A 23896-nucleotide genomic window follows, 5' to 3' on the forward strand; every position below is an offset into this window, starting at 1 on the left:
TAGAGTAGCGCCGGCGCAACAGGGCATCAAACAGGACATCAATCAGTTACCAGACCCGCAGCTCGGGCTCGACCAAGCCCATGCGGGCCGCCAACGACAGGCTCAGCGGGCACTCTGGCCCGGCCAGGAGCAGGCCAGCCTGATCAGTCTAGCGCTGCCGCCTGGTCCGCCAGCGCCGACAGGATGGGAGTCCAATTTGGGCAGGCATTCAGCCTGATCCGGCGCCGATCCCCGGCATGCTCGATCAACAGCTCAAGATCCGCCGGCGGCAGTGCGCCAGCGCCTCGCTCCGGCCATTCGATCAGGATCAAGCCGGGACGCTCGAGCAGATCACGGAGACCGAGGTAGTCGAGTTCCTCCGGATCAGCCAGGCGATAGAGATCCAAATGCACGACCGGCGGATCAACCGCGTCATAGGGCTCAATCAGCGTGTAGGTGGGGCTGCGCACTGCACCCTGGTAGCCCAGCCCGCGCAGCAGACCACGTACCAGCGTGGTCTTGCCGGCACCAAGGTCGCCGCGCAGGTAGACGATACCCCGATGGGGCCGCAGCAGCGTTGCCAAACGCGCACCGAGCGTCAGTTGCGCGGTCTCACCGGCAACCTCGAGCTCGACCTGTGCCGGGGACTCGGCCGCTGCTGACGTGTCGCCGACCCGATCTGACTGCTGATCTCGATGCTGGAGTGAATGCATATCTGGATGCTGCCTTAGATAAGGAACGGGGCAAGAATGACCGGAGCATCGACAAGCCAGCGACGACCTTCTTCAACTGGCATCGTTACCACGAATCTCACGCGATTCATCTTCCGGGGTGACACCGCGCCAACAGCCTTAGGCGATTTCTGTCAAAGCTCATACCGCCTCATCCGCCAGGCCGAGCAGCGGCTGCAGGGCAGCAATCAGATCGCTGACGATCAGACCTCGCTCACCCTGCTCCGCCGCGCGATCGCCGGCCGCCCCGTGCAGGCAAACACCCGCCTCAGCGGCTGCAACCGGCTCCATACCCTGCCCGATCAGCGCGGCAATGATACCGGTCAGGGCATCGCCCATGCCTGCGCTCGCCATACCGGGATTGCCGTCCATACAGACCGCGACTGGACGCAGTCCGGGGCCATCGACCAGGGTGCCGGCACCTTTGAGCACGACGACACCACCATAGCGCTCCTGCAGGTGCTTCAGTGCAGCAAAACGGTCAGTCTCGACCTCGGCAACCGAACAGCCCAGCAGCCGCGCTGCCTCACCCGGGTGCGGCGTCAGCACCCAGTTGCTGCGGCGCTGTGGGTCCTGTGCGAGCAGGTTGAGCCCATCGGCATCCAGCACCAGCGGTGTGTTGGCCGCAAGCACCTGCCTGTACAACGACTGTCCCCAGGTGTCTTGTCCCAACCCGGGCCCGAGCGCGACCAGGGTGGCACGCTGCAACAGGGCCCCGAGTTCGGCGGCCTCCGCTACCGCATGCACCATCAGCTCGGGCCGGGTGAGGTTGAGCACCGCCGCATGCGCCGGATGGGTCGCAATCGCAACGCGACCAACCCCTGCCCGCAGGGCGGCCTCGCCGGCAAGACGCGCCGCGCCACTCATGCCCTGGTCACCACCGACCACCAGTAGATAGCCAAAGTCACCCTTGTTGGCGCACCGCCGACGTCGCGGCAACAAGCGTCCCTGCTGGCTCCAGTCGATCCGACGCGCGGCTGGGATCTCGCTGGCATAGATCAGCGCTGGCACACGCAGGGCATCGAAGCAGACCTCGCCGCAATACTCCGGGCCCAGCCCGGTAAAGAGGCCGCACTTGAGACCGATGAAGCTGATGGTGGCAGCAGCCTTGATCGCCGCGCCCAGCACCCGACCACTATCGGCATGCAGACCCGAGGGTATATCCAGTGCCAGGATGGGTGCTCGCGAGGAATGACACTGAGCAACGGCGGCCGCCCAAAGCCCTGTCAGCGGCCGCTCGAGGCCGGTTCCAAGCATCGCATCGACGATCAGCTCAGCGTCTGGCGGCAGCCGCGTAAACGGCTCGATACTTCCGCCCGCTGCTTGGTAGGCCTGAGCAGCGCTCAAGGCCGCTCCCTGCAGCCGACTGTGATCTCCGAGCGTCAGCACGCGCACCCCGAGCTGAGAGTGATGCGCAAGCCTGGCGATCACATAGCCATCGCCACCGTTGTTGCCCGCTCCGGCCAACACGACGAGCGACCGCGCTTGCGGCCAACGTGCGCGTAACAACGAAAAGGCCGCAGCTCCTGCGCGCTCCATGAGCTGCTCGGCCGGAATGCCATACTGCTCGATCGCAATCCGATCCAAGCTCCTGACCTGCTCGGCGCGATAGAGTGCGCGGGGCAACTGCTGAGATTCGGGTAACACGCGGGTCATGAAATCGTCCTCTCGAAACGTCCTACGAACAGCGCGCGTCGCCAGCCCGGACGATGAAGCGCTTGTTTTACGGCAACCGACATGAGGGCCGAAGACATGAGAGCCGAATCAGGGCCGAATCGGGACCGAATCGGGACCGAATCAGATCCGAAGTAGCTCGGCGCGATAGTGGGCCAGCTCGGCGATCGACTCCTTGATATCGGACAGCGCTAGGTGGGCACCCTCCTTTTTAAACGCATCGGCCACCTGTGGCGCCCAGCGCTGCGCTAGAATCTTGACTGTGCTCACATCCAGGTTGCGATAATGGAAGAAGGATTCGAGGCGAGGCATCCAGCGCGCCAAGAAGCGGCGATCTTGGCAGATACTGTTCCCGCACAGCGGCGAGGCCCCGGCCTTGCACCAGGCCTCGAGGAACGCCAATGTCTTCACCTCAGCCGAGCGCTCGTCTTCGCGGCTGTTACGGACCCGTTCGAGCAGTCCAGAGGCCGCGTGGTGGGTTTGGTTCCAGTCGTCCATCGCCGCCAAGACATGCTCGGGCTGACGGATCGCAAGCACCGGCCCCTCAGCAAGGACCTTCAGGTCTGAGTCGGTCACTAGGGTTGCGATCTCGATGATCTGGTCGCGGAACGGATCAAGCCCGGTCATCTCCAGATCAATCCAGATCAGGTTGTCTTCGTTTACCACAGTCACCCCGTAAGGTTCGAAAGTCGATTCTACCCAAAGCATTGCAGGACTCAGCTCAAACTGACTGAGCGTCACTGCAGCCTCTTCAGCCCATTTGCCATTCCACTCGTGGAGAATCTCATGATCCAGCGTTTCCTGCTCAACCTAACCGCCGCGTCCTTGATCACCATCGGCATGCATGCCCAAGCCGAGGACGCCGTCGATGCGCAAGCACTGTTCGATCAGAACTGCACCAGCTGTCACGGCTCCGAGGTCTACACCCGTGATGATCGGCGCATCGACTCACTCGACGCCTTGCACGGCCAAGTCCGCATGTGCGAGCAGAACCTTAACCTGACCTGGTTCGACGATCAGGTCGATGCCGTCACCGCGCTGCTCAATCGCGAATATTACAAGTTTGAGCCTTGACCGCGGCCCGGCGCTCTTAGCATGCCTCGGCGGCGCCTCTCAGAGCGACAGATCGCGCGCATCGAACGCATACAAGACCGCCGCCGCAGCAAGGTCGAGGCGCGTGCCGAGCTCGCGCTCAGCGAGCTCGACGACGAGGCCGCCCGCAACGGTCTCGTCGTCGTCCGCCACGGCGCCACGCTGATCGTCGAGGATCAAGACCAACAGTGCCATTACTGCGTCACCCGACAACATATCGGCCATCCCGTCTGCGGTGACCAAGTGGTCTGGCAGCCCAGCGGCCCAAACGCTGGCGTCATCACTGCGATTCAAGCACGCGAAACGCTACTCAGCCGGCCCGGCGCTAGCGGCCACGACAAGCCGCTCGCGGCGAATATCGGCCTGCTGACCATTGTCGTCGCACCGCAGCCGCCGCCGAGCGGTTTCCTGATCGATCAGTACCTGGTGGCGGCGGAGCGGATCGGCGTCTCGGCCCTGATCCTCTGCAACAAGATGGACCTGCTCGACGACAGCGAGCGCGCGGCCTTCCTCGGCCGGCTCGAGCATTACGCCAAGATCGGCTATTCGCTGCTACCGTTGAGCCTCAAGCAGGACCCTAGCCTTGCGCCGCTGCGCGAGCATTTTGCCGGACGCTCCGGCATCTTGGTCGGTCAATCTGGCGTCGGCAAGTCCTCGTTGATCAAGGCCCTGCTACCCGATCAGGCGATCCAGATCGGGGCCCTCTCCGATGCAACGGGGCTCGGGCGGCATACCACCTCAGCGGCAACTAGTTATCGCCTCGACAGCGGCGGCCGCCTGATCGACTCCCCCGGTGTGCGCAGCTTTCGACTCGGACCCATTGCGCGCGCCGAGCTCGAGCAAGGGTTCCCTGAGTTCCGGCCATTCATCGGCCACTGCCGCTTCAGCAACTGTCATCATCAACACGAGCCTGATTGCGCAATCCTCGCTGCCAGCGCCGATGGCGCGATCGCACCTGATCGGCTATTGGCCTTCCAGCAACTCGCGAAGGACATCACCCGCGGCGCGGAGTGATACCTTGAAAAAGCACCCCTAGTCGCTTGGGGATGACGCGCTACGAACATCAGCACCGCTGATCAAAGATTGGAGACGCAGATGGCCCATTGGCTCCTGAAATCAGAACCTGATGCCTTCGGAATCGAGAATCTCAAAAACCGTCGCAACCAGACCGAGCCTTGGGACGGGGTTCGCAACTATCAGGCACGCAACATGATGCGTGATCAGATGCAGGTCGGGGACCTCGGCTTCTTCTACCACTCGAACGTCAAAGAGCCGGGCATCGTTGGCATCATCGAGATCGTGAGTGCGGGCCACCCCGACCCCACCGCATTCGATCCGCACGCCAAGTATTACGACCCGAAAAGCGATCCGGACCATCCGCGCTGGTATCTGGTCGATGTTCGCTTTGTGCGCGATCTAAAGCGCACCATCAGCCTCAGCGAACTCAAGGACCATGCCGATGATGCACTGGCCGGCTTTCCACTGGTGCGCAAAGGCAATCGCTTATCGATCATGCCGGTCACCGATCAGCAGTGGGAGTTTATCCTTGGCCTCGAGAACGGATGAACGTTGCCGGGCAGGACTTCGGCGGCGGCTATTGAACGGACTCAGCGGATCGCGGCTCAAGACCGAGCATCGGCATCCGGCAACACGATGTTCAACTCAAGGATCTCGTACTTGTCTTCTTGTTCGTAGTGCACTGAAACCGCATCGTTATCGACCTCCACATACTTGCGGATCACGGCGAGGATCTCCTGCTGCAGCCGCGGCAAGTAGGAGGGTCGATCACGCGCGGCACGATCATGTGCAACCAGGATCTGCAGCCGTTCTTTCGCGACTGAGGCCGAGCCCTTTCGCGCCCCGCCCGGGCCGCGGAAATAGTCGAGTAGCCCCACAGATCACCCCCTGAAAAGTCGGCTGAACAACCCTTTTCGCTCCATCTCGAGAAAGCGCATCGGCCGCTCCTCACCGAGATATCTAGCCACCATATCGCTGTAGGCCTGGCCCGCATCAGACTCGACATCCAAGATCACCGGAGTACCCGCGTTCGATGCATTCAGCACGGCCTTCGATTCCGGGATCACGCTCAACAGGTTGAGCGCAAGGATCTCCTGCACGTCTTCAACGCCGAGCATCTCGCCACTCGCAACGCGCTCTGGCGAGTAGCGGCTCAGCAGCAGGAACTCGCGGATCGGCTCCTCGTTCTCGAGTGCTCGGCGCGATTTGCTGGAGAGGATGCCGAGCATGCGATCGGAATCGCGCACCGAAGACACCTCCGGATTCGTCACCACCACGGCATCATCGGCAAAGTACATTGCCATCAGTGCCCCATGCTCGATACCAGCGGGGGAATCGCAGACGATATAGTCATGCGTCTTGCGCAATTCTTCGAGCACTTGGCCAACCCCTTCTTGGGTCAGCGCATCCTTGTCCCGGGTCTGAGACGCCGGCAAGATAAAGAGATGCTCGCAACGCTTGTCGCGAATCAAGGCCTGGTTGAGGTTCGCCTCGCCATTGATGACATTGGCAAAGTCGTAGACCACGCGTCGCTCGCAGCCCATGATCAGGTCGAGGTTACGCAGGCCGACATCGAAATCGATCACCACTGTACGATGCCCGCGCTGCGCGAGGCCCATGGCCATCGCGGCAGATGTGGTGGTCTTGCCGACGCCCCCTTTTCCCGAGGTTATGACGATAGTTCTGGCCAAGAAGGACTCCCCTTATTCATGTTGACCTTATTCGAAAACCTGCTTTCGACTCATCACTGCCGCTGCCGCTGCCCAGCAGGGGCCGCTCCAGTTATCTCGGTGCCTGGCACAGACTAAAGCAAAGCAGCGTCCAGCGCAGGCTAAAGCGGCGAACGACACAGACGATAGCGGCAACCGACACAGACTATAGCGGTTCTATGCGCAAAACATCATGATCCAGAAAGACCTGGGTCTGACAGCCCTTTAGCTTCGCGGGGATGCTGTCACTGACCCGATAATGACCCGCCACCGAGACCAGCTCCGCCTGGAGGTCGGAGCAGAAGATACGCGCCTTCCTATCTCCGTGCAGTCCCGCGATCGCCCGCCCACGCATCGGCGCGTAGACGTGGATATTGCCATCGGCCATGAGCTCGGCACCCGAATTGACCGCGGCAAGCACGGTCAGATCGCCACCAGCAGCATAGACGCGCTGCCCAGAGCGCACCGGACGATCGACCAAATGCGAGCCGGTCTCGACCCCGATCTGTGGCTTGGCGGACTGGCCGGTAACCGGCAGCTCAAGCGCCAAGTCATCAACCACCTCGGGCTTGGCGTTGGGCTTCGCAGCATCGCTCAGTATGGCTAGCTCCATCGCCTTGGCCGCCTCATGCTGGGCAGCGCCGCCACCACGCACCCCCACCGGAATCATGCCAAGCCCACGCAGAAGGCCGACCAGCTGTGGAAACCCAACCTCCTCATCCTCAGACGGCAGGGCGTTAAGCTCGATCACCACCGGCGTATGTTGAAAAAAACCCGGCGCTTGCTGCACCTTCGGCATCAGCTGCGCTTCAACAGCGTCCATATCGAGCCGCAACAGGCGAATCACGGGCAAGGTGAACCCCGCCGCTTTTAGCTCAAACGCCGGCGCAGAGCTTGCCAGCTCGCTGCCCGCAGTCTGATCCTTGGCCGGTATTCCAATAGTCAATGACATGGTCTCGACGATACTCCAAAAGACGCTGCAAGCGGCTGCACTGAGGCGGCGCTCAACCCGAGGCGCTTAGTGTGAAACAAGCGCTTCATTGCACGGGTTGGCGACGCGGCACATCGATTACCCCGGGGGCCATTGCAGCGGACGCCCACCAATCAGGTGGACGTGTAGATGGTAAACAGTCTGGCCGCCGCCAGCGTTACAGTTGATCAGCGTCCGGTAGCCTTGCTCGGCAATCCCTTCCTGCTGAGCCACCTTTGCCGCTGCTAGCATCAAGCGGCCGAGCAGCTCAGCGTCTTCCGGCCCCGCGTCGTTGAGGGTCGGGATTGGCTTGCGCGGGATCACCAGCACATGCACTGGCGCCTGCGGATTGAGGTCGCGGAACGCCACCACCTCGTCGTCTTCATAGATGAGGTCCGCCGCGACCTCACCGTTGGCGATCTTGCCGAAGATCGTATCAGACATCGGTCTCTCCGCTCTTGCTTAACGTGAATCAGAGCCCCTGCCGACCCGCAAAGGCATGTGCCAGGGTACTCCCGTCGACAAACTCGAGCTCACCGCCAAGCGGCACACCATGCGCAATGCGACTCAGACGCAGCTGGGAGCCGCGTGCCAGGTCAGCGATATAATGGGCCGTCGCCAGGCCCTCGACCGTCGGACTGATGGCGAGGATCGCCTCGCCGAGGTCGGGCTCCTTGAAACGCGCCTCGAGCCGGTCGAGGCCGAGCTCTTCGGGTCCAATGCCATCGAGCGGCGACAGCCGGCCACCGAGCACGAAGTACAGCCCTTCGTAATGCGTCGCCTGTTCAATCGCGACAATATCCGACGGCTGCTCAACGATACAGAGTAAGCGCGGATCGCGGCGCTCGCTCGCGCACAAGTGGCAACGCACATGCTCAGTCAACGTCCGGCAGCGCTCGCATCGACCAATCCGCTCCATCGCTGCCGCCATCACCTGCGCCAGCTGACGCCCTGCATCCCGATCACGCTCTAGCAGGTGAAAGGCCATGCGCTGGGCGGATTTCGGCCCAATGCCGGGCAGCCGGCGCAATGATTCCACAAGCTGATTCAGCAGACTGGATTCGGACACTGCAAGCAACCACCGGTCACTGGAAATAGGCGACGGGCAAACAAGCATCCCGGCGCTGACGAGAAGGTCAAAACGGGAGCTTCATCCCAGGCGGCAATGGCAGTCCAGCCGTCAGCTCCGCCATGCTCTCCTGCGACTTCTCGCTAACGCGGCGCGCGGCATCATTAACAGCCGCGGCGACCAGATCCTCGAGCATCTCTTTATCGTCTGCCATCAGCGAGGGATCGATCTCAACCCGCTTGACCTCATGGCGGCCGGTCATGGTGACCTTGACCATACCGGCACCGGATTCACCGGTGATCTCTTCACTCGCAAGCCGCTCCTGCGACTTCTTCATCTCCTCCTGCAATTTCTGGGCTTGCTTCAGCATCCCACCCAATCCGTTCTTCATTGCTCAACCTCTTCTCGTCGATGATCCAAAAATCTCCAGCTCAGCGGCCTTAGCCCAGCCAGCCAAGTCGGCCCCAAAACGCCCAGCAAATGGGCCTCAGCCCCGCCATCAGCTCCCGGCAGACACAGGCAGCGCGGTGAGCGTACCTGGTACCCACTCGGCCTCGAAGCGCTCGCGCAACTGCTGGGCGACGGGATCGGCCTGCAAGGCACGCTCGGCGGCGCTCAAGCGGTTCGCGTCATCGCGAGCGCGGCGCAGCGCAGGCGTCTCATCCATGACCGTATCGGCAACGATCTCTAACCGCAGATCGCTTGCGAGCGCGGCGGCCAACGCCGCTCCGAGCCGTTGCTCGGCGCCCGCGGCACGCAGGTTCAGATGCCCCGGGTCCAGCACCAGCCGCAGCCGCTTTCCATCCCAGGCGCTGAGCGCGCAGTGGCGCGCCAGCTCCAACGCCAGCCCGCCCAGGCCGATGCTCGCCACCAGCTGCTCCCAATCCTCAGCCGAGCGGAGCGCATGAGCCCCGGATGCCAAGCCTGAATCGGGGGCCTGCCGGGACGCCCGCAATGGCGGCTCATCGCCCCGGGGCACCAGGCTTGGAGCAGACTCAAGAGCTGCCGGCTCGAATGCAGCCGTTGAGTCCGCGCACGGGCCGGGTTGGGGCTTTGCCGCACTTGCTGATGCGGTTGGACGCCTTGCTTCTGGAGCACTTCTTGAGGCAGCACTGGCTGAGGCAGAACTGGCTGCAGCCTCAGCGCCACTAACCGCTGGCCGCGGTGCCTGATCTTGGTCGCGAACACCCATTCCTGGCTTAGAGCCAAAGCCAGCGCCGGTGACGGAGCCGGTGACGGAGCCGGTACAAGCGTTCACTCCTGATGTTGACCCTGCTCCCTGCGGCGCAGAATGAGCGCCTGCGCCTGACGTTGCCCCCGATCCCTTCGGCGGTGTTGATGGCGCTGGAGCGCGGGATTCGATCGATGCCGGCCGAAACGCCAACGCTCGCAACAACACCATCTCTAGACCCGCACGCGGATCAGGCGCCAGCTCGAGGTCACCCTGTCCGGTCAGCAGCACCTGATAGTAGAGCTGCACGTCTTCGGTTGATAGACGCTTGGCCAGTGCGTCGAGGCGCGCGTCGTCGGGGTCGTCGCTGAGCAGCGTTGATGGTACCTGCTGCGCAAGCGCGAGGCGATGCAAGGCGCCAATGAGATCCACGAGCACAGCTGAAAAATCTGGCGTCAGCTCGGCGATGCGACCGATCTCGGCGAGGACGCGCGCCGCGTCGCCAGCGGCCATGGATTCGAGTAGATCGAGCGTCAGCTCGCCGCCGCGGGTGCCCAACATGGCCCGCACATCATCAACCTTAACCAGGCCCGCACCATAGGCGATTGCTTGATCCAACAGACTCAGCCCATCGCGCATGCTGCCATCGGCAGCCCGCGCCAACAGCGTCAACGCCGGCATCTCAAAGCCGAGCGACTCGGCCTCGAGCACAGTGACGAAGCGATCGCGAATCTGCTCCGGCAACAGGCGCTTCAGGTTGAATTGCAGACAGCGCGACAAGACCGTCGCCGGCAACCGCTGCGGGTCGGTGGTCGCGAGCACGAATTTCACGTGCGGTGGCGGCTCTTCCAGGGTCTTCAGCAGCGCATTGAAGCTGCTCGCCGAGAACATGTGCACCTCGTCGATCAGGTAGACCTTGAAGCGCCCGCGCACCGGCGCAAAGGGCACGTTATCGAGCAGCTCCCGGGTCTGATCGACCTTGGTCCGCGAGGCCGCATCGACCTCTAGCAGGTCGACGAAGCGCCCGGCATCGATCTCGGTGCAGGCCGAGCAGACGCCGCAGGGCGTCGGACTCACGCCCTGCTCGCAGTTGAGCGTCTTGGCGAGGATACGGGCGAGCGTGGTCTTGCCGACGCCGCGGGTACCGGTTAACAGATAGGCATGATGCAGCTGGCCGCGCTCGAGGCCATTGACGAGCGCCCGCACGACATGCTCTTGGCCAACAAGATCGGAGAAGGACCGAGGGCGCCACTTTCGCGCGAGGACCTGATAGGTCATGAGGTCAGTTACAGGCGAGCCTGACGCAGCCAGGAAATAGGGTGGCGAGCCACGCCAGCCACACCCCGGCACACACATCCACTGCTGCGGCTGCTCCCTTCCGGGCCTGACCGGGTTCACAGTTTCGTGTTGCGAGGGGACCGACGAGGCCCACCATTGCATAATGCGCAACGGCTCACTGCCGAGACGCGACGTGCCAAGTTAGCAGTCACCGAGCGCTGCCGCAAGCATCAGGTGGCAAACCGAGGCACGATCGCAGCCCGATCTTGCTACTCTCTGCACCCTGACTCATCGTGATCAGTCGCACGCGCGGCAGCTAAAGACGAGGCAAGACAGGCTCATGACGCATTGGACATCCGGCCCGGCGCCAGCAGAAAGACCCTCGAGACAACCGCACCGAAGTGCAGGCATCGGCATGGCGCTCAGCCTGCTGCTGGTTGCCGCGGCTCACAGCAGCGCTGCACAAGAGCCGGTTCCAGAGTCCACGGGATTCGCGACAGACGCCAACCCGAACCCTCACCTGAGCGCTAAGGCGGACCCTGAGGCGGACCGGGCGGCGGGCCAGGCGGCAGACCAAGAGGCAGGCTGGGGCGAGCCTACGGCGAACGACAGCCCGGATGGCGACCTCTCGACTCTGCTCGAGCGCTCGCTCGAGAGCGCTGGCTCGCTGTGGCAGCAGTCAACCCAGTCTGCAGACAACTGGTGGCAACGTTCGCGCGAGACCACACTCGAGGCCTGGGATGAGGCCCGGCGCTCCCTGAATCCAGCCGATCCACCAGCAACCGCGGCCCTCTGGAAGCAGCTGGTGCCGAAGCTCGAGGAGACGCTGCAGATCGAAGAGTCTCGGGCAGCGCTACCCGACCAGGCCTGGCTCGGCCGCGACAAGCTAGATGCCGATGCCGATATCAATGCCCTGCTCGACGCCTCGGTCGCCATCCTCTCGGGCTCGCCAGTGCAGGCCTACCGCGCTCAGATCGAGTCGCTGCGCACGCAGATCGCGCAGGCACGCACCGACATCGACCAGTTCCGACGCGCACGCATCGCTGCGCCCACTGAGTCGCTGATCGCAACCACCGTCGCCGGTTACGACGCACGCATCGCCGAGCGCGAGGCCGATATCCGTGAATACCGCGCCGAGCTCGAGCGGATCAAGGCCGAGTTCGTGCGCGAGCTGCGCGCGATGGGGCTCGAGCTCAGTAACGATCAGGTCGACCTGCTGCTCGCCACCGTGGTCGGCGACAACATCATCGACCTCGGCATCGTCTTCGACAACGTCAAGGCGATCACCGAGCAGCTCGAGATCTTGGTCGAAGAGAGCGGCGAGGATCTCGAGAGCGCTCGCCGCTATTACGGCATGTACGTGATCCTGCTGCGCGCCCTTGCGCGTATGCACAGCGATGTCGCGCAGGCGATCGAGACACGTTACATCCCAGAGATCAACGCCATCGCCGGGCGCGCCGCCGACCTCAGCGAGCAGACGCGCGCGTTGATGCGGTCGCAACCGGAGCGCAGTCAGCTGCTGCGCAATAACCTCAAGGCGCAGCAGCTGACCATCGAGGCCGCTGGCGTCTACCGCGATTACCTCGCTGAACAGCGCAACGAGGTCGAGCAGGCTCGATCCGCGCTGGATGCCGACATCGAGACCGCCTGGAACACCTATCAAACGGTCCGTGTCTCGGGCGAGCTGGTCGATCTCGTACAATCCAGCCAGAGCCTGCTTGACGGGTTGCTCGAGCGCGAGGTGCCGCCGCTGCGGCCCTTCCAAAACCTCGAGATGCAACGCGAGCTCGAGAAGCTCACCCGCGAGCTGCGTCGCTCAGAGGGTTGATCTGGCCGGAACGGCGCGATCAGTCGAGCAAAAACGTGACTCAAAGAAGAGGCGCAAAGAACAACCCCCGGCGATGTCTGTAGGCAGCTAACAGGAATCACATAAGCCGAATTTCGCACGAAGTCTTGACCCGGGCGGTTGCCCACCATCAAAGTAACGAACCGGGAATACCCGCAAGATCGGGTAGACCAACCCTGAAGCTCTTCATGGGCTTATCGCCAAGCCTCTGCCTTGTATTTTCATGCCTCGATTCACGCCCGCCTCTGGCGACCACCAAGCAAAAAGGCAGTCGCGCAACCGAGACTACCGCCGTCAATGGCTCGCGGCGGCACCCTGCGCCTTAGCAAGTAGGCACTCGGTCAGGTTCTCGGATGCATCGCCGATCGCAACCCTCTGTTGGCTAGCGCTGATGCTGCTGCTCCTGGCCGGGCCAGCAACTCCGGTTAGCGCCGCCAGCAACACAGACGCCACGCAAATCAGCAGCGCAGACGCCGCCCAACCCGCCACGCCCATCTCCGCGGCAGACTGGCTGCAGCGTTATCGAGCATTGGCCGCCGCAGCACCAGCAAGCTGCCCGCCCGCGAGCATCCCTGTGCTCAATGAGCATGCACCGATACGTGCGTTCGTACTCGAGCCGAGCGCAGATCAACAAGCGTCGGAACCACTTGTCGCGACGCTGAAAGACCCGATTCTCGAGTCCTTCATCGTCTTGGCACAAGACGCTAACGGTTGCATTCATATCGGCGAATCGGGTCGCTTAGCGCCATTCGATCAACGCAGCATCTCCAGTCCGTTCCCGAACAGCCGACTGCCATTGAGCTTTGGCACGACGTCACCGATCGCGATCGTGATGGATCACAAGTCGATTCGTCCATGGATCGAGCTGGTCCCCGAGTCCCAATTCCGGCGCCTTAGCGAGCGTCTCTGGATCGCGCTCGGGATGCTAACTGGCATCCTGACAACCCTTTTCCTGATTGCCATTCTGATGACTCGCTATCAGCGCAGCGCCCTAACGCTCGCCTATCTCGGGTATATCGCGGCACTCCTTTTCTATCAGCTACAAGCCACGGGGCTAGGCCCTGAATGGCTGCCGTTCTGGCCTGCGCCGAGCACTCAGCATCTGCTGCAAGCGCTCGCGGTCGGCAGCGCCGTGATCGGTATGTCGCTTCCAGTCTTCGCCTTTCTGCGTCCCCGCGGTCGACTCCGCAGCCTACTGCTGATCAGCGTTGCCCTGAGCGCGACTGGCTTCTATCTGTCGGCACAGATCGCCGAGGCCTATCGCTTCGGTGCCGCCATCTTGCCCGTGCTCGCAATACTGGTCATCCTGTTGTTAGCGACGCGTCTGCGTGACGACGAGCCAGGCGTGCGCTGGTTTTCGGCAGGCCTCGCGGTCACTCTATTCGGCGGCGGCATCCAAGCGACATCCGTGGTTACCCAGGGTGCCTGGCTTCCGCCCCTGACCGCGTTTGCATTCCCCATCGGCAACCTCATCGAGTCGATCTGCTGGCTAACCGCCATCGCTTTACGGCTAAAGGCGCAGCATCTGGCATTACTGGAAAGGCAGCTCTCCGAGGCAAAGTATGACTCGCTGACCGATTCTTATAACCGCCGTCATGTGCGAAAACGAATCAATCTGGCCATCGCCAAAGCCAAACGCACCAGTAGCAGCCGCAAAGACAACGGCGTCAGTGGATTGCTCTATATCGATCTGTGCGGCTTCAAAGACATCCGGGACCGCTTCGGCCAAGCCATTGGCGATGAAGCCCTGCGCCGGTTCTCCAGCCTGCTGCAGGGGATGGGTTTCAATGTCGATGCTATCGGACGCTATGGCGGCCACGAATTCGTGATCTTGATGCATCAGGACGCGCACTGGAGCGAGACAGAAGGCGCTGCCGCGACGATCCTTTCGCGCTTTCAGGAAGCGCTCGAACTCGACAACCAAAGCATCCTCATCCGACCCGATATCGGCATCGTGCGCATCGGCGCTCAGTATTCAGACGTCGACGAGGTCATGGAGGATGCGAGTCGGGCGCTGAGGGTCTCAACCCAGCTTGGGGGTCGGCGCGCGACGCTGTTCGAGCCACAGATGCGCGATCGCGCAAAGATCGAGCAGGAACTCCTCGATGCACTCGAAGAGGCCATTCGCAACCACCAGCTCGACCTCCATTATCAGCCCATGGTCGCGTTGGAGAACATGTCTCCCGTGGGTTTCGAGGCCCTGCTCCGCTGCCCACACCTCAGCGAGAAGGGGATTGGCATCGAACAGATCTTTGCCTCGGCGGAGTCGGCCGGCATGCTCAAATCGATTGGCGAGCGCGTGATCGAGCTCGCGCTGGCGCAGATCGTCGACTGGCAACGCCAAGGCGTTTGGTCAACGAGCTTCTTTCTCAGTCTCAATGTCTGCCAGCAGCAGCTCATCGACGGCCGCTTTCTCGAGTCTCTACACCGCGCCTCGCAGCGCCTGAACATCGACGCCGGCGCCATTCGACTTGAGCTGTCTGAGCGCTCACTGGGCGTCGACCTCGATTGGTCGCATCATGTCCTGCCGCGGTTGCTGAATCAGCAGGTGCTGCTCGGCATCGATAACTTCGGTACCGGCTTAGCCTCGCTGACGATGCTCACGGATCTGCAGCCAGACTACATCAAGATCGACAAGCGGCTCGTGGCCGTCATGGCAACCTTGCCGCGCGCTCAGCATCTGGCGCGCGCTGCCCGCCTGTTCACCGCCGAGACCGGCAGCCTCGCGATCGCCGAGGGCATCGAGACCAATGTTCAGCTCGAAACCCTGCTCGAGCTCGGCTTCGAGCACGGCCAGGGCCACCTGATCGCGGGCCCCATGTCCGGGTCTGAAACCGCGAATTGGCTTCAGCTAGCCGCGCGCGCTCATGAACAGCCACGGGGCGACAGCCTCTGGCAACGGCAGCTGCATTGATCACCAAGGCGGCTTCATCACCAAGGCATCAGACTGCGCAGTGGCGCGAGCGCAAGCCCAACCGCCAGCGCAATCAGACAGGCCACCAACACCAGCAACAGGGCTCGACGCAGATCCTCGGCATCGAGTTCGGCGGGCCAATCAGGCTCCCCCATATAGGCCTCGTTGACCAAGCGCCCCTGGTGCCAGATCGGCCCCACCAGGCGCACCCGAAGAGCCCCGGCGCAGGCGGCCTCGCTCCAGCCCGAGTTCGGGCTAGGTAGCATCGCGTGATCGCGCAAGGCCGCCGACAACGCCAGGCGCGGATGCAAGCGCAGCAGGGCGGCGGCAAGCATGATCACCAGCACCGCAAGGCGCGCCGGCAGCCAGTGCACCAGATCATCTGAGCGCGCGCCAGCCCAGCCGAAGCGCGCATAGCGCGCATTCTTGTAGCCGACCATCGAGTCCAGGTTCGAGACCACCTTGACCAGGATCAGCCCCGGCAGCCCGAATAGGCACAGCGCCCAGAGCGGCGTCAGTACGCCGTCGGTCAGGTTCTCAGACAGACTCTCGATCGTCGCTCGAACCACCCCAGCGCGCGGCAGGGTCTCGGTATCGCGGCTGACCAACATCTGCAGCTCGCGTCTAGCCAGCGGCAGATCATCCAAGGCCAGGAGCACGCGCCGGCCCTGATTCAGCAGATCGCGCGCACAGAGCAGGCTGTAGGCGATGAACAGGTCCCAGACAAAGGCCAGCCAGGGATGCAGCAGTATCAGCCCAGCATGCACCAGCCACCAACCGCCAAGCGCCCCGCCGACGGTGGCAGCCCAGAGCAGGACACCACCCAGGCGCCCGTCGAGCCCACGCGCAAACAGCCAGCGCTCACAGGCCAGCGTCCAGGCACCGAGCACGCGGATGGGGTGCAGGCGGTAAACCGGATCGCCAACCAGCGCATCCAGCGCGCAAGCGGCAAGGATCAGCAAAAGATGCTGCGTCAGCCCCATTTGCGCGCGAACCCCTGCGCAACGGCGCGAGCCGCGAGCACACCGGGGGCCAGGTCGCGATGCTGCTGCAAGGCCTCGCGCAATGCGGGGAACTGCGCGGGATCGACCGCAACCGCCGCCGCCAGCAGCGCGGCCTGATTGAAGATCGCCTCCTGCGCCACCTCAGCGTGCAATACGCCAGCTCGAGCCAGATCGATGATCTCGGCCAAGGCATAGGCCGCGGCCGCCGTCTGCGGATCATGGATGAGCGCCATCAGATTGTGCGCGAACAGCTCGGCGTCGGCGCGCTCGAGCTCAGCCTCAGCCTGAGCCAGCAGCTGCGCCTCATCGCAACCATGGCGGCCGAGCGCGCTACAGACCGAGCGACGCAGCTCGGCGCAGACCCCATTCTGCAGCAGGATGCAGCGGGTCACCGCCGCGTGCACGGCCCGTCCCAGCAATTCGCCAAGGCTATTGTGGCCGCCGGCCCAGTTGCGCTCCCAGTCGCCCGCGGCCGGCAAAGGCGCGGCAATCACCAGTTGATCGGTCCCGGTGCCGGTCGCCAGGCCCGCCGACTGCAGGCTCGGCATCCGCAGGTCGAGCAGCGCCGTGCTCTTCGCCTCCGTTACCAGGGTCGCGGCGCGGACCAGGCAGGGCGCCGTACAAGGCTGATTGATGAACACCAGCAGCACGATGGTGCCGGAGCCGGTCGCATCCGGCGAGCGCATCGGCACGGACCCGGACTGCGACGCCTGTTGCATGTCGAACAGGGTCTTAGCCTCGACCTCCCCAGCAGTGTCACTGGTGCGCGGGATCGGCCGGCTACCGTCGCGATACTCATGCCAGCCCGCAGGATCACCGGCACGGGTCGCATTACCGAGCACACCCGCAGTAGCCGCCACCGAGACCACCAGATCCTCGTGCTCGGCCTGCGCCAGCACCGCACATTGCATATTCGCGGCGGTCGACATCAATGCCGTCTTCGCCGGCGGCAGATCGGCATCCAGACAGGCTTGAGCATGAAACGCGTCCAGCCCCGGAAGCGGTGACTGATTGCGCGCATAGCGCGTCAGATGCGCAACGCCCTCGCAGCTCTGGTGGTTCGCGACATGACTGAGATCCTCGCGCAGACCGCCATTGACCTTACAGGTGCTGAGCACGCGGTGTGCCCGCTTGAGCGCCGCCCAGAGAAAGCGACCTCGACGATACAGGCGGTAATGATCGGTCTCACTGAGCAACATGGCGTTTAACGTAAATCTCACGCGATTCATCGTCCGGAGTGGCGCCGCGCCATCAGCGTTAGACCGGACAGCTTGTACCGAAGGAACGTCGCCGCGGCTAGGCTGAACGCGCTAGCGTCATCAGCTGATACGGCTCGAGCAGCAGCTCTTGGGTGGCAATAATGGTCTGGCCGGCGAACAGATCGACCATGGTCTTGCGCATGCCCATCTGGCGCAGCCGACGCGCCTCCAAGCGTTGCGGATGCTCGCTGAAGTTGCCGATAACGAAGACCGTGGACTGCTCGCTCGAGCGCAGGAAGCCGAACACCTGGCGATTGCCAGTATCCAGCAGCTCAGTATCACCGCGCGCGAAGGCATGGTTATGGCTACGCACCTGCAACAACCGCAACAGGCCCTGATACACGCGCCCGGCAACCGTCTCGACATCGCGACGCTGGTCGGCGAGCTCCCAATCAAAGGTGCCGCGATGCAGCCAGCGCGAATCACCAACCTTCTCCGAATCCTGGTCGTAGCCGTAGTTGTTGAGGGTCGCGATCTCATCACCGAGATAGATCAACGGAATACCGCCGATCATGATGATGATGCCGTGGATCAGCAAGATGCGGCCGATGGCCAGCTCGAGCTCTGCCGTATCCTGCTCGGCAAGGGCTTTCTCGATCCCGGTCAGTGAGGCACAGGTGCCGGAGATGCGCGCATCCCCGGTGACCGGGTCTTCTTGGAAGGGTGCCCCGCGGGCAAAGCTGCCCTCGAAACGCCCGGTGTAGAAGCGCGTGAGGAAGTTTCGGTGCCGATCCGCATCGAAACCAACCGCTTCGACGTCGTCATTGGCGAAGGCCCAACCGATATCGTCGTGGCAGCGGACAAAATTCACCCAGGCACAGCCCGAGGGTACCGAGAAGCGATGTTGCATGGCCCGCTGCAGCACGCGCACATCACGCGTCGCCAAGGCATCCCAGAGCAGCGCCATGAGCTGCGGGTTATAAGACAGCGGGCACTCGTCCATGCTGATGTATTCGCGCACCTCGTCCGGATGCACGATCGCCTCAGACTTGAACACCATGGCCGGCGCAGCGATGCTGACAAGCGCATTGAAGGCCTGGATCACCCAGTGCGCCTCGGGCAGATTCTGTGAATTGGTCCCAAGGCGTTTCCAGAGGAAGGCGACCGCATCGAGACGCAGGATCTCGACGCCCTGATTGGCCAGGAACAGCATCTCCTCGAGCATCCGGTTGAAGACCTCCGGATTCTCGTAGTTCAGATCCCACTGATAGGTGTGGAAGGTGGTCCAGACCCACTTCTTGATGCCCGTGCGATAGGTGAAGGCGCCCGGGTGATCCTCACCAAAGACCTCAGGCATGGTCTTCTCGTAAAGATCCGGCAGGGTGCGGTCCGGAAACAGCCGATAGTAGCCCTGATGGGTGCGATCACCCGCCAGCGCGGCACGCGCCCACTCGTGCTCGTCGCTGGTGTGATTGAAGACGAAGTCCAGCGTCAGCGAGATGCCATGATGGCGCAGTTCCGTGGCCAGATCCGCCAGATCATCCATCGTGCCGAGCGCTGGGTCGACCTCGCGATAACTGCTGACCGCATAGCCGCCATCATTATCGCCCTCGGGCGAGCGGAACACCGGCATCAGATGCAGATAGGTGATGCCGAGCTGGGTCAGGTAAGGGATGCGCTCGCGCAGACCCGCCAGGTCGCCGGCGAACAGGTCGACATAGCACATGGCGCCGACCATCCGATTGGACTGATACCAGTACGGGTCGGCGCCACGCATCGCATCCAGCGCCTTGAGCTCTGGCGAGCGCGCGATCCACATCTCGGTGGCCGAGGCGACGATGCTCTCGAGATGGTAGAAGAAGTCGTAATAGCCGCCATACAGGCCGTATAGCCGCTTGAATAGGCGCGGGAAGTGGCGCTCGAGGCGCTCCCGATAGCCAAGCCATTCGACCTCATCAACCGCATTGCTGAAGCGTTGCTCGAGCCGCGGCAGCAGGCGTGCGAGCGACCGGTCGGCCTGCTCGCGGACCCAATGTTCATCGGTGATCGGCGTCTTGTTATCCATTAAACCTTCGATCGGGCTCGCTGAGCGGGCCTGTGCAGAGTCTTGATACTGGGCGGACTGGGCGTGATCCGGCGCATAGCAGGCCCCAAGCCTGTCGAAGCAACCGGACTCGGGCGCGACCGCGGCGTGACCACACCAGGGTTAACGTCAATCCCACAAGGATTCATTGTCCGGGGTAGCGCCGCGCCATGACGCTTAGTTGTCGACCTCGACGACAGCGCCATGACCGTCGCTGCCCTCGATCAGCACCAGCTTGCCGAGCGTCGGATGGCGCACAATGATGATCTGAAACAGAGGTAGCTGCTTGACCATCATGACGGTTCCCTCGTCTCTGAGGTCGGCGACGACCTGCTTCTCCGCGTCGAACATGCGCATCGATGGATTCTCCGATGGATTCCCCTAGAGGTGGGTCACGCCCAGTTGCATGCAGGCAGTAACCCGGATTCCCAACGCTCGCGGCTAACGACACTCCGACGCGAACGACAAGGTCCACAGCCGGAGGCGCAAGGATGCTGAGTCTCCAGCTCAAGCGTTCTTGCCGCGCCAGCGCATCAGCACAACCGTGATCCCCGCGACGACAATGCCACCAATGCTGATCAGCAGCGCATTGTCATCGACGAAGGCGATACCAAGGGCACTCGCGATCAGGAAAGCACCAAAGACCGACATCTTCCAATCGACATAGATACCGGACAGCAACGCGGACAGACCAAGGATATAGGCGACCACGAAGCCTTGGCTCTCGGCGTTCAGGAAATGCGGCGTATCGCCCATGAACAGGAGATAGATCCCGACCAGCACCGCCGCCCAGTACAGAACCTGTTTGCCGATGTAGCGCGCCTTCTCTTTGGTGTCCTCGCCGGAAAAACGCCAACCACCGATCACCGAGACCAGCGCAACAACCGGCATGAACAGTCTCCAGAGATCAGCCGTTCGCTCAGGATCGGCGTCGGTCATGGCGACCAGTACGATGGCTGCAAGATACAGCACCAGATAAGGCAGGCTCACGAAGAGCAACTTGGTCCAGCTAACCGGTTTGGCCTGCGGGTCGTTGTTCATAGCAGCTTCGGGCACATCATGTCTCCTCTATTGAGTGGGTTAAGACTGTGCAGGGCTGGTCATGGAGTGTCGCCCATATCGGTTGACGACCAAGGCACAGCTCAAGCGACCATCAAAACACGGCCGCTTTAAGCATAGTATCAACGTGGGTATCCGCAGGACCAACCGGAACAACGATCGGGCAGCGTGCAACAAGTGCCTTATTGTTCCAGGTTGCGACGCGGCTCCGGGTTGCGACGCGCCATGAACGTGAGTGCACAACCGTGCTTGCTCGAGCATTCGCTGAAGCGCCCGACCGGGCTCAAGCAGACACATGATCGGCCTCAACCGCCTCTAGCAGCCGCTCATAGACCAGGGGAAAGCTATAGGCGACGCGGTTCCAGGAAGGGATGAGCTTGGCCTCCTGGGGCCCCTTGGTCTGCATCCAGGCATCCCAGAGGAACCCGCGGAAATGCCCGGCAGCCGCCTCTTCTTGATAGAGATCGTAGGAGAGGTCGTTCACATCCGCGTCATAGCTGTACTTTCGCACGTAGGTCAGCGCCGTCTGGTAGTAGGTATGCAGCAACATGTCGACATAGGCATCGTCGAGCGGGACACCATGCGAGCGCATGTAGGTCAGATAGAACTTGGCGATGTCGACCACCATCCGATGCAGCCCCTTGGACGTATCGTCGGGCGACAACTCCTGGTGCTTGTGCTCGTAATTCGCGGCCAGATCGATCTGCGCAACCTGTCGGCGCGTCAGCTGATCGTAGACCTGTGACAGGGTTGCCACCTCGAGCCCCCAGTCATAGGCAATGTTGAGGCCCCGCGCGAGGTCTGAGGTAAAGCAGAATTCGCCGGCCAACGGATACTTGAATCCGCGGTGGTACTCGAAAAAGCGTTGCAGCTCGGGCAGCCCCTGATTACACATCACGCGTGACAGCGTATCGACGAAGGGGGTCACGAACAGCCGGGTCACTCGCCCTTTCATCGAGCGCTCACTCGGCGAGATCCGCGCGTAGTAGCCTTTGCAGAACTGGAACGCGTTGTTCGGGTTAGCAACCGGCTCGATCAGCCGGCCGAGCATGGTGCGGTCGTAGGTGACGATGTCGCAATCGTGCAAGGCAATGGTATTGGCCTCCGCGCGCGCAAACAGATAGCCCAGGGTCACCCACACCGATTGCCCCTTGCCTTGCTGACCCGTCGGTATGCCGCGCTCGCCCAGCTCAGACAACAACCCCTGGACGCGCGGCCCGTCGACCCAGACCACCCGAACCAGACAATCCGACCTCGCCAAGCGTCCGAAATAGGCCTGCGCCTCGCGGAACTGTTGCTCCTCAGGTGCCCCGCCGAGGGCGACGACGATACTGCGGAGATAACGCACCTCAGCGATCCGCTCGACGATCCGATCAAGCACATCGCCGTTACTGATCTCGCTGAACAGTGAGGGCAGCAGCAGGCACATATGATCCTGCTTGGCATGCGCCTCGAGCTTGCACTCCAGCCGTGTCAGATAATGATCGGCATCAAAGGCTTCATGCAGCCCGTGCAGGGTCGTGATCTGGGGCTCTTGGTGAAAATCGGCCATGCGCTATCAACTCCTGCCGTGGATTGCGGCACGATTGACCGCAGGCGCAGCCGACCAGACACACCAGCCAGCTGCTTGATCATCGTGAACTAGGTGCCCAGCGAAGTGGCGCTGGTCGCGCGATGGCGCAGGTTATTCATGCGCAATCGGCTTGTCGGTGAACAGGTAATCCTTGAGTTCGTCGTCGAATTTCGAGTCCCGCCGCCGAATCCACTCGAGCACCATCGCCGCATGCTCCTTCTCTTCATCGCGGTTGTGCGCCAAGATCGCGCGCAGTTCCGCATCCTTGCACGCATCGACGCGCTGGTTGTACCAGTCGACGGCCTCGAGCTCCTCCATCAGCGACAGGATCGCGCGGTGCATATCGCGCGTTTCGTCCGACAGTTCAGTGATCGGCTCGTGATAACCCTCGTTGGACATCGCTTGTCTCCGAAGCTGGGGCCGCGGCAGGCGACCCTGGAATATACCTGGAATGAACCTAGATGAAACGAGCGGGGCCGAGCCAAAACAGCTGCGCCTCCGCTAGACGCATTGTCCGAGCCCACGCGAAAAATTACAACGCGCGTTGACCCTATTGAAACTTGATGAAACCTGATATCAGGAGAAGGCGCTCGCGTCCAGAGACAATCCCGAGGCCGCAGCACGACCGGCGCTGGTCCCATGGCCTACCGCACCAACCGAGACCAGCACCTGGGCGTCGCGCGGCAGCACATCGACCTCGGCACCGGAGGCGATCAGCTGTTCTGTCTCCATCACCTCCATCACCGCCGCCAGCGTTTCCGGGTCCTCGCGCGCGATCTCATTCAGGGCCTCACCGACCACCCGCGGCCGGGTTGCCGCCGCCTCGGCCATCTTCTGTGAGACCTTGAAGGCGGTCTCGCTCTTGATCAGGCCGACCCGGTTATCGCCGTCCTGCTTCATCGCACTGGTGACCTGGATCAGGCGCTTGACCACCTTTTCGGTGATGTTATCGACCATCTGCCGATCGGTAAAAGCGACCTTGCGGATATACACCGAGCCCAGCTTGTAGCCCCACTTCTCCGATAAGGGCGAGACCGTCGCCCTAACCTTGCGGCTGAGCTGATGCCGATCCTCGAGCATCTTGTCCATCTCCAGGTTCGACAGCGTCGAGATGGTAGAGCTGGCGACGTTAGCCTGCAGCGAGCCCTCCGGGTTGGCGTTGGTGAACAGGTAGGCCACGGGGTCGCAGACCTGCATCTCGTACCAGATGCCAACCCCCATCGGCGTGCCCTCCTCCGAGTTCACCATCAGATCACGCAAGTAATACTGTCGCAGCGCGGTGTTCACCAGATAGCGCTTGCCAAAGAAGGCCACCAACAGGGCCTTGGGACCGAAATAGGCGATCGGAAAGCGCAGTCCAGGCTCATCGAGGGTGCCGATGACCTTACCGAACAGCGTAAATACCTGCGATTCGCGCTCGCGCACGACGGCATAGAGGCCGAGCTGCCTAGCAATGCCCAGAACGGCCGGGATGGCGATGATGCCAAGCACGAAGGCAATCAATGGGGCGAAGTCAGAAACCGGCATG

General features: G+C 62.5%; 23 protein-coding genes and 1 other RNA gene. 5 read left to right on the forward strand and 19 right to left on the reverse strand.

Annotation, left to right across the window (positions count from 1 at the left end; translation table 11 throughout):
• Positions 1-143: 143 nt before the first annotated feature.
• The 3 genes from tsaE to orn form a co-directional block, all read right to left on the reverse strand.
• Positions 144-692, reverse strand: a complete 549-nt coding sequence (gene tsaE / locus CKO42_RS05285) for a tRNA (adenosine(37)-N6)-threonylcarbamoyltransferase complex ATPase subunit type 1 TsaE (RefSeq protein ID WP_200240170.1) — start codon at positions 690-692, stop codon at positions 144-146.
• A 159-nt stretch (positions 693-851) separates the two neighbouring features.
• Positions 852-2366 carry an NAD(P)H-hydrate dehydratase gene (locus CKO42_RS05290; protein ID WP_200240172.1) on the reverse strand — a complete coding sequence of 505 codons (1515 nt, stop codon included), beginning with the start codon at positions 2364-2366 and terminating at the stop codon, positions 852-854.
• A 141-nt stretch (positions 2367-2507) separates the two neighbouring features.
• Positions 2508-3056, reverse strand: a complete 549-nt coding sequence (gene orn / locus CKO42_RS05295; protein ID WP_420844267.1) for an oligoribonuclease — start codon at positions 3054-3056, stop codon at positions 2508-2510.
• A 114-nt stretch (positions 3057-3170) separates the two neighbouring features.
• On the opposite strand from orn, the gene CKO42_RS05300 reads away from it, so the two are divergent.
• The 3 genes from CKO42_RS05300 to CKO42_RS05310 all read left to right on the forward strand — a co-directional run bounded on the left by CKO42_RS05300 (position 3171) and on the right by CKO42_RS05310 (position 5042).
• Complete coding sequence (locus CKO42_RS05300; RefSeq protein WP_200240177.1) at positions 3171-3458, forward strand: c-type cytochrome; 288 nt, start codon at positions 3171-3173, stop codon at positions 3456-3458.
• Between the two features lie 21 nt (positions 3459-3479).
• Entirely contained in the window at positions 3480-4490 is a 1011-nt protein-coding gene (gene rsgA / locus CKO42_RS05305; protein WP_200240179.1) for a ribosome small subunit-dependent GTPase A, read from the forward strand.
• An 81-nt stretch (positions 4491-4571) separates the two neighbouring features.
• Complete coding sequence (locus tag CKO42_RS05310; protein ID WP_200240182.1) at positions 4572-5042, forward strand: EVE domain-containing protein; 471 nt, start codon at positions 4572-4574, stop codon at positions 5040-5042.
• 56 nt (positions 5043-5098) lie between these two features.
• On the opposite strand, the gene minE is transcribed toward CKO42_RS05310, so the two are convergent.
• The 8 genes from minE to ffs all read right to left on the reverse strand — a co-directional run bounded on the left by minE (position 5099) and on the right by ffs (position 10836).
• Entirely contained in the window at positions 5099-5371 is a 273-nt protein-coding gene (minE, locus tag CKO42_RS05315; protein WP_200240184.1) for a cell division topological specificity factor MinE, read from the reverse strand.
• Positions 5372-5374: 3 nt separating this feature from the next.
• Positions 5375-6184 (reverse strand): septum site-determining protein MinD, encoded by an 810-nt coding sequence (gene minD / locus CKO42_RS05320; RefSeq protein ID WP_200240187.1) that lies wholly within the window; start codon positions 6182-6184, stop codon positions 5375-5377.
• 184 nt (positions 6185-6368) lie between these two features.
• Entirely contained in the window at positions 6369-7154 is a 786-nt protein-coding gene (minC, locus tag CKO42_RS05325; protein ID WP_200240188.1) for a septum site-determining protein MinC, read from the reverse strand.
• A 117-nt stretch (positions 7155-7271) separates the two neighbouring features.
• Positions 7272-7616 (reverse strand): histidine triad nucleotide-binding protein, encoded by a 345-nt coding sequence (locus tag CKO42_RS05330; protein WP_200240189.1) that lies wholly within the window; start codon positions 7614-7616, stop codon positions 7272-7274.
• 28 nt (positions 7617-7644) lie between these two features.
• A complete protein-coding gene (gene recR, locus CKO42_RS05335; RefSeq protein WP_200240190.1) occupies positions 7645-8241 on the reverse strand; it encodes a recombination mediator RecR in 597 nt (198 codons plus the stop codon).
• 67 nt (positions 8242-8308) lie between these two features.
• Positions 8309-8632 (reverse strand): YbaB/EbfC family nucleoid-associated protein, encoded by a 324-nt coding sequence (locus CKO42_RS05340; RefSeq protein ID WP_200240191.1) that lies wholly within the window; start codon positions 8630-8632, stop codon positions 8309-8311.
• Positions 8633-8740: 108 nt separating this feature from the next.
• A complete protein-coding gene (dnaX, locus tag CKO42_RS05345) occupies positions 8741-10690 on the reverse strand; it encodes a DNA polymerase III subunit gamma/tau (RefSeq protein WP_200240192.1) in 1950 nt (649 codons plus the stop codon).
• Positions 10691-10739: 49 nt separating this feature from the next.
• An RNA gene (ffs, locus tag CKO42_RS05350) (signal recognition particle sRNA small type) lies at positions 10740-10836 on the reverse strand.
• Between the two features lie 269 nt (positions 10837-11105).
• On the opposite strand from ffs, the gene CKO42_RS05355 reads away from it, so the two are divergent.
• Positions 11106-12518 (forward strand): hypothetical protein, encoded by a 1413-nt coding sequence (locus CKO42_RS05355; RefSeq protein WP_200240193.1) that lies wholly within the window; start codon positions 11106-11108, stop codon positions 12516-12518.
• Between the two features lie 409 nt (positions 12519-12927).
• The gene (locus CKO42_RS05360; RefSeq protein WP_200240194.1) at positions 12928-15450 is read left to right on the forward strand and encodes an EAL domain-containing protein; all 2523 of its coding nucleotides are present in this window, start codon (positions 12928-12930) and stop codon (positions 15448-15450) included.
• A gap of 17 nt (positions 15451-15467) precedes the next feature.
• On the opposite strand, the gene cbiB is transcribed toward CKO42_RS05360, so the two are convergent.
• From cbiB to CKO42_RS05400, 8 genes are all read right to left on the reverse strand, one after another.
• Positions 15468-16433 carry an adenosylcobinamide-phosphate synthase CbiB gene (cbiB, locus tag CKO42_RS05365; RefSeq protein ID WP_200240195.1) on the reverse strand — a complete coding sequence of 322 codons (966 nt, stop codon included), beginning with the start codon at positions 16431-16433 and terminating at the stop codon, positions 15468-15470.
• Positions 16424-17653, reverse strand: coding sequence for an adenosylcobinamide amidohydrolase (locus tag CKO42_RS05370; protein WP_200240270.1), 1230 nt, complete (start codon positions 17651-17653; stop codon positions 16424-16426). Before CKO42_RS05370 ends, cbiB begins: the two co-directional genes overlap by 10 nt.
• Positions 17654-17750: 97 nt before the next feature.
• Positions 17751-19718 carry an alpha-amylase family glycosyl hydrolase gene (locus CKO42_RS05375; RefSeq protein WP_200240196.1) on the reverse strand — a complete coding sequence of 656 codons (1968 nt, stop codon included), beginning with the start codon at positions 19716-19718 and terminating at the stop codon, positions 17751-17753.
• A 195-nt stretch (positions 19719-19913) separates the two neighbouring features.
• Positions 19914-20093, reverse strand: a complete 180-nt coding sequence (locus CKO42_RS05380) for a hypothetical protein (RefSeq protein WP_200240197.1) — start codon at positions 20091-20093, stop codon at positions 19914-19916.
• A gap of 150 nt (positions 20094-20243) precedes the next feature.
• A complete protein-coding gene (locus CKO42_RS05385; protein ID WP_200240198.1) occupies positions 20244-20792 on the reverse strand; it encodes a hypothetical protein in 549 nt (182 codons plus the stop codon).
• A gap of 286 nt (positions 20793-21078) precedes the next feature.
• On the reverse strand, positions 21079-22347 hold the full coding sequence (locus tag CKO42_RS05390; protein ID WP_200240199.1) for a glycosyltransferase family protein: 1269 nt from the start codon (positions 22345-22347) through the stop codon (positions 21079-21081).
• A 132-nt stretch (positions 22348-22479) separates the two neighbouring features.
• Entirely contained in the window at positions 22480-22767 is a 288-nt protein-coding gene (locus CKO42_RS05395) for an encapsulin-associated ferritin-like protein (protein ID WP_200240200.1), read from the reverse strand.
• 177 nt (positions 22768-22944) lie between these two features.
• Positions 22945-23895, reverse strand: coding sequence for an SPFH domain-containing protein (locus tag CKO42_RS05400; protein WP_200240201.1), 951 nt, complete (start codon positions 23893-23895; stop codon positions 22945-22947).
• Position 23896 lies beyond the last annotated feature (1 nt).

It is taken from the genome of Lamprobacter modestohalophilus, assembly GCF_016583905.1.
Taxonomy (GTDB): domain Bacteria; phylum Pseudomonadota; class Gammaproteobacteria; order Chromatiales; family Chromatiaceae; genus Lamprobacter; species Lamprobacter modestohalophilus.

Excerpts from the sequence above, each read along its gene's own strand:
- CKO42_RS05330 (WP_200240189.1), bottom strand. The coding sequence starts at position 7,616 with ATGTCTGATACGATCTTCGGCAAGATCGCCAACGGTGAGGTCGCGGCG.
- dnaX (WP_200240192.1), bottom strand. The coding sequence starts at position 10,690 with ATGACCTATCAGGTCCTCGCGCGAAAGTGGCGCCCTCGGTCCTTCTCC.
- CKO42_RS05310 (WP_200240182.1), top strand. The coding sequence starts at position 4,572 with ATGGCCCATTGGCTCCTGAAATCAGAACCTGATGCCTTCGGAATCGAG.
- minC (WP_200240188.1), bottom strand. The coding sequence starts at position 7,154 with ATGTCATTGACTATTGGAATACCGGCCAAGGATCAGACTGCGGGCAGC.
- CKO42_RS05355 (WP_200240193.1), top strand. The coding sequence starts at position 11,106 with ATGGCGCTCAGCCTGCTGCTGGTTGCCGCGGCTCACAGCAGCGCTGCA.
- tsaE (WP_200240170.1), bottom strand. The coding sequence starts at position 692 with ATGCATTCACTCCAGCATCGAGATCAGCAGTCAGATCGGGTCGGCGAC.
- CKO42_RS05300 (WP_200240177.1), top strand. The coding sequence starts at position 3,171 with ATGATCCAGCGTTTCCTGCTCAACCTAACCGCCGCGTCCTTGATCACC.
- CKO42_RS05390 (WP_200240199.1), bottom strand. The coding sequence starts at position 22,347 with ATGGCCGATTTTCACCAAGAGCCCCAGATCACGACCCTGCACGGGCTG.
- CKO42_RS05340 (WP_200240191.1), bottom strand. The coding sequence starts at position 8,632 with ATGAAGAACGGATTGGGTGGGATGCTGAAGCAAGCCCAGAAATTGCAG.
- CKO42_RS05360 (WP_200240194.1), top strand. The coding sequence starts at position 12,928 with ATGCTGCTGCTCCTGGCCGGGCCAGCAACTCCGGTTAGCGCCGCCAGC.
- CKO42_RS05400 (WP_200240201.1), bottom strand. The coding sequence starts at position 23,895 with ATGCCGGTTTCTGACTTCGCCCCATTGATTGCCTTCGTGCTTGGCATC.
- CKO42_RS05370 (WP_200240270.1), bottom strand. The coding sequence starts at position 17,653 with ATGTTGCTCAGTGAGACCGATCATTACCGCCTGTATCGTCGAGGTCGC.
- CKO42_RS05290 (WP_200240172.1), bottom strand. The coding sequence starts at position 2,366 with ATGACCCGCGTGTTACCCGAATCTCAGCAGTTGCCCCGCGCACTCTAT.
- cbiB (WP_200240195.1), bottom strand. The coding sequence starts at position 16,433 with ATGGGGCTGACGCAGCATCTTTTGCTGATCCTTGCCGCTTGCGCGCTG.
- CKO42_RS05380 (WP_200240197.1), bottom strand. The coding sequence starts at position 20,093 with ATGCGCATGTTCGACGCGGAGAAGCAGGTCGTCGCCGACCTCAGAGAC.
- CKO42_RS05375 (WP_200240196.1), bottom strand. The coding sequence starts at position 19,718 with ATGGATAACAAGACGCCGATCACCGATGAACATTGGGTCCGCGAGCAG.
- CKO42_RS05395 (WP_200240200.1), bottom strand. The coding sequence starts at position 22,767 with ATGTCCAACGAGGGTTATCACGAGCCGATCACTGAACTGTCGGACGAA.
- rsgA (WP_200240179.1), top strand. The coding sequence starts at position 3,480 with ATGCCTCGGCGGCGCCTCTCAGAGCGACAGATCGCGCGCATCGAACGC.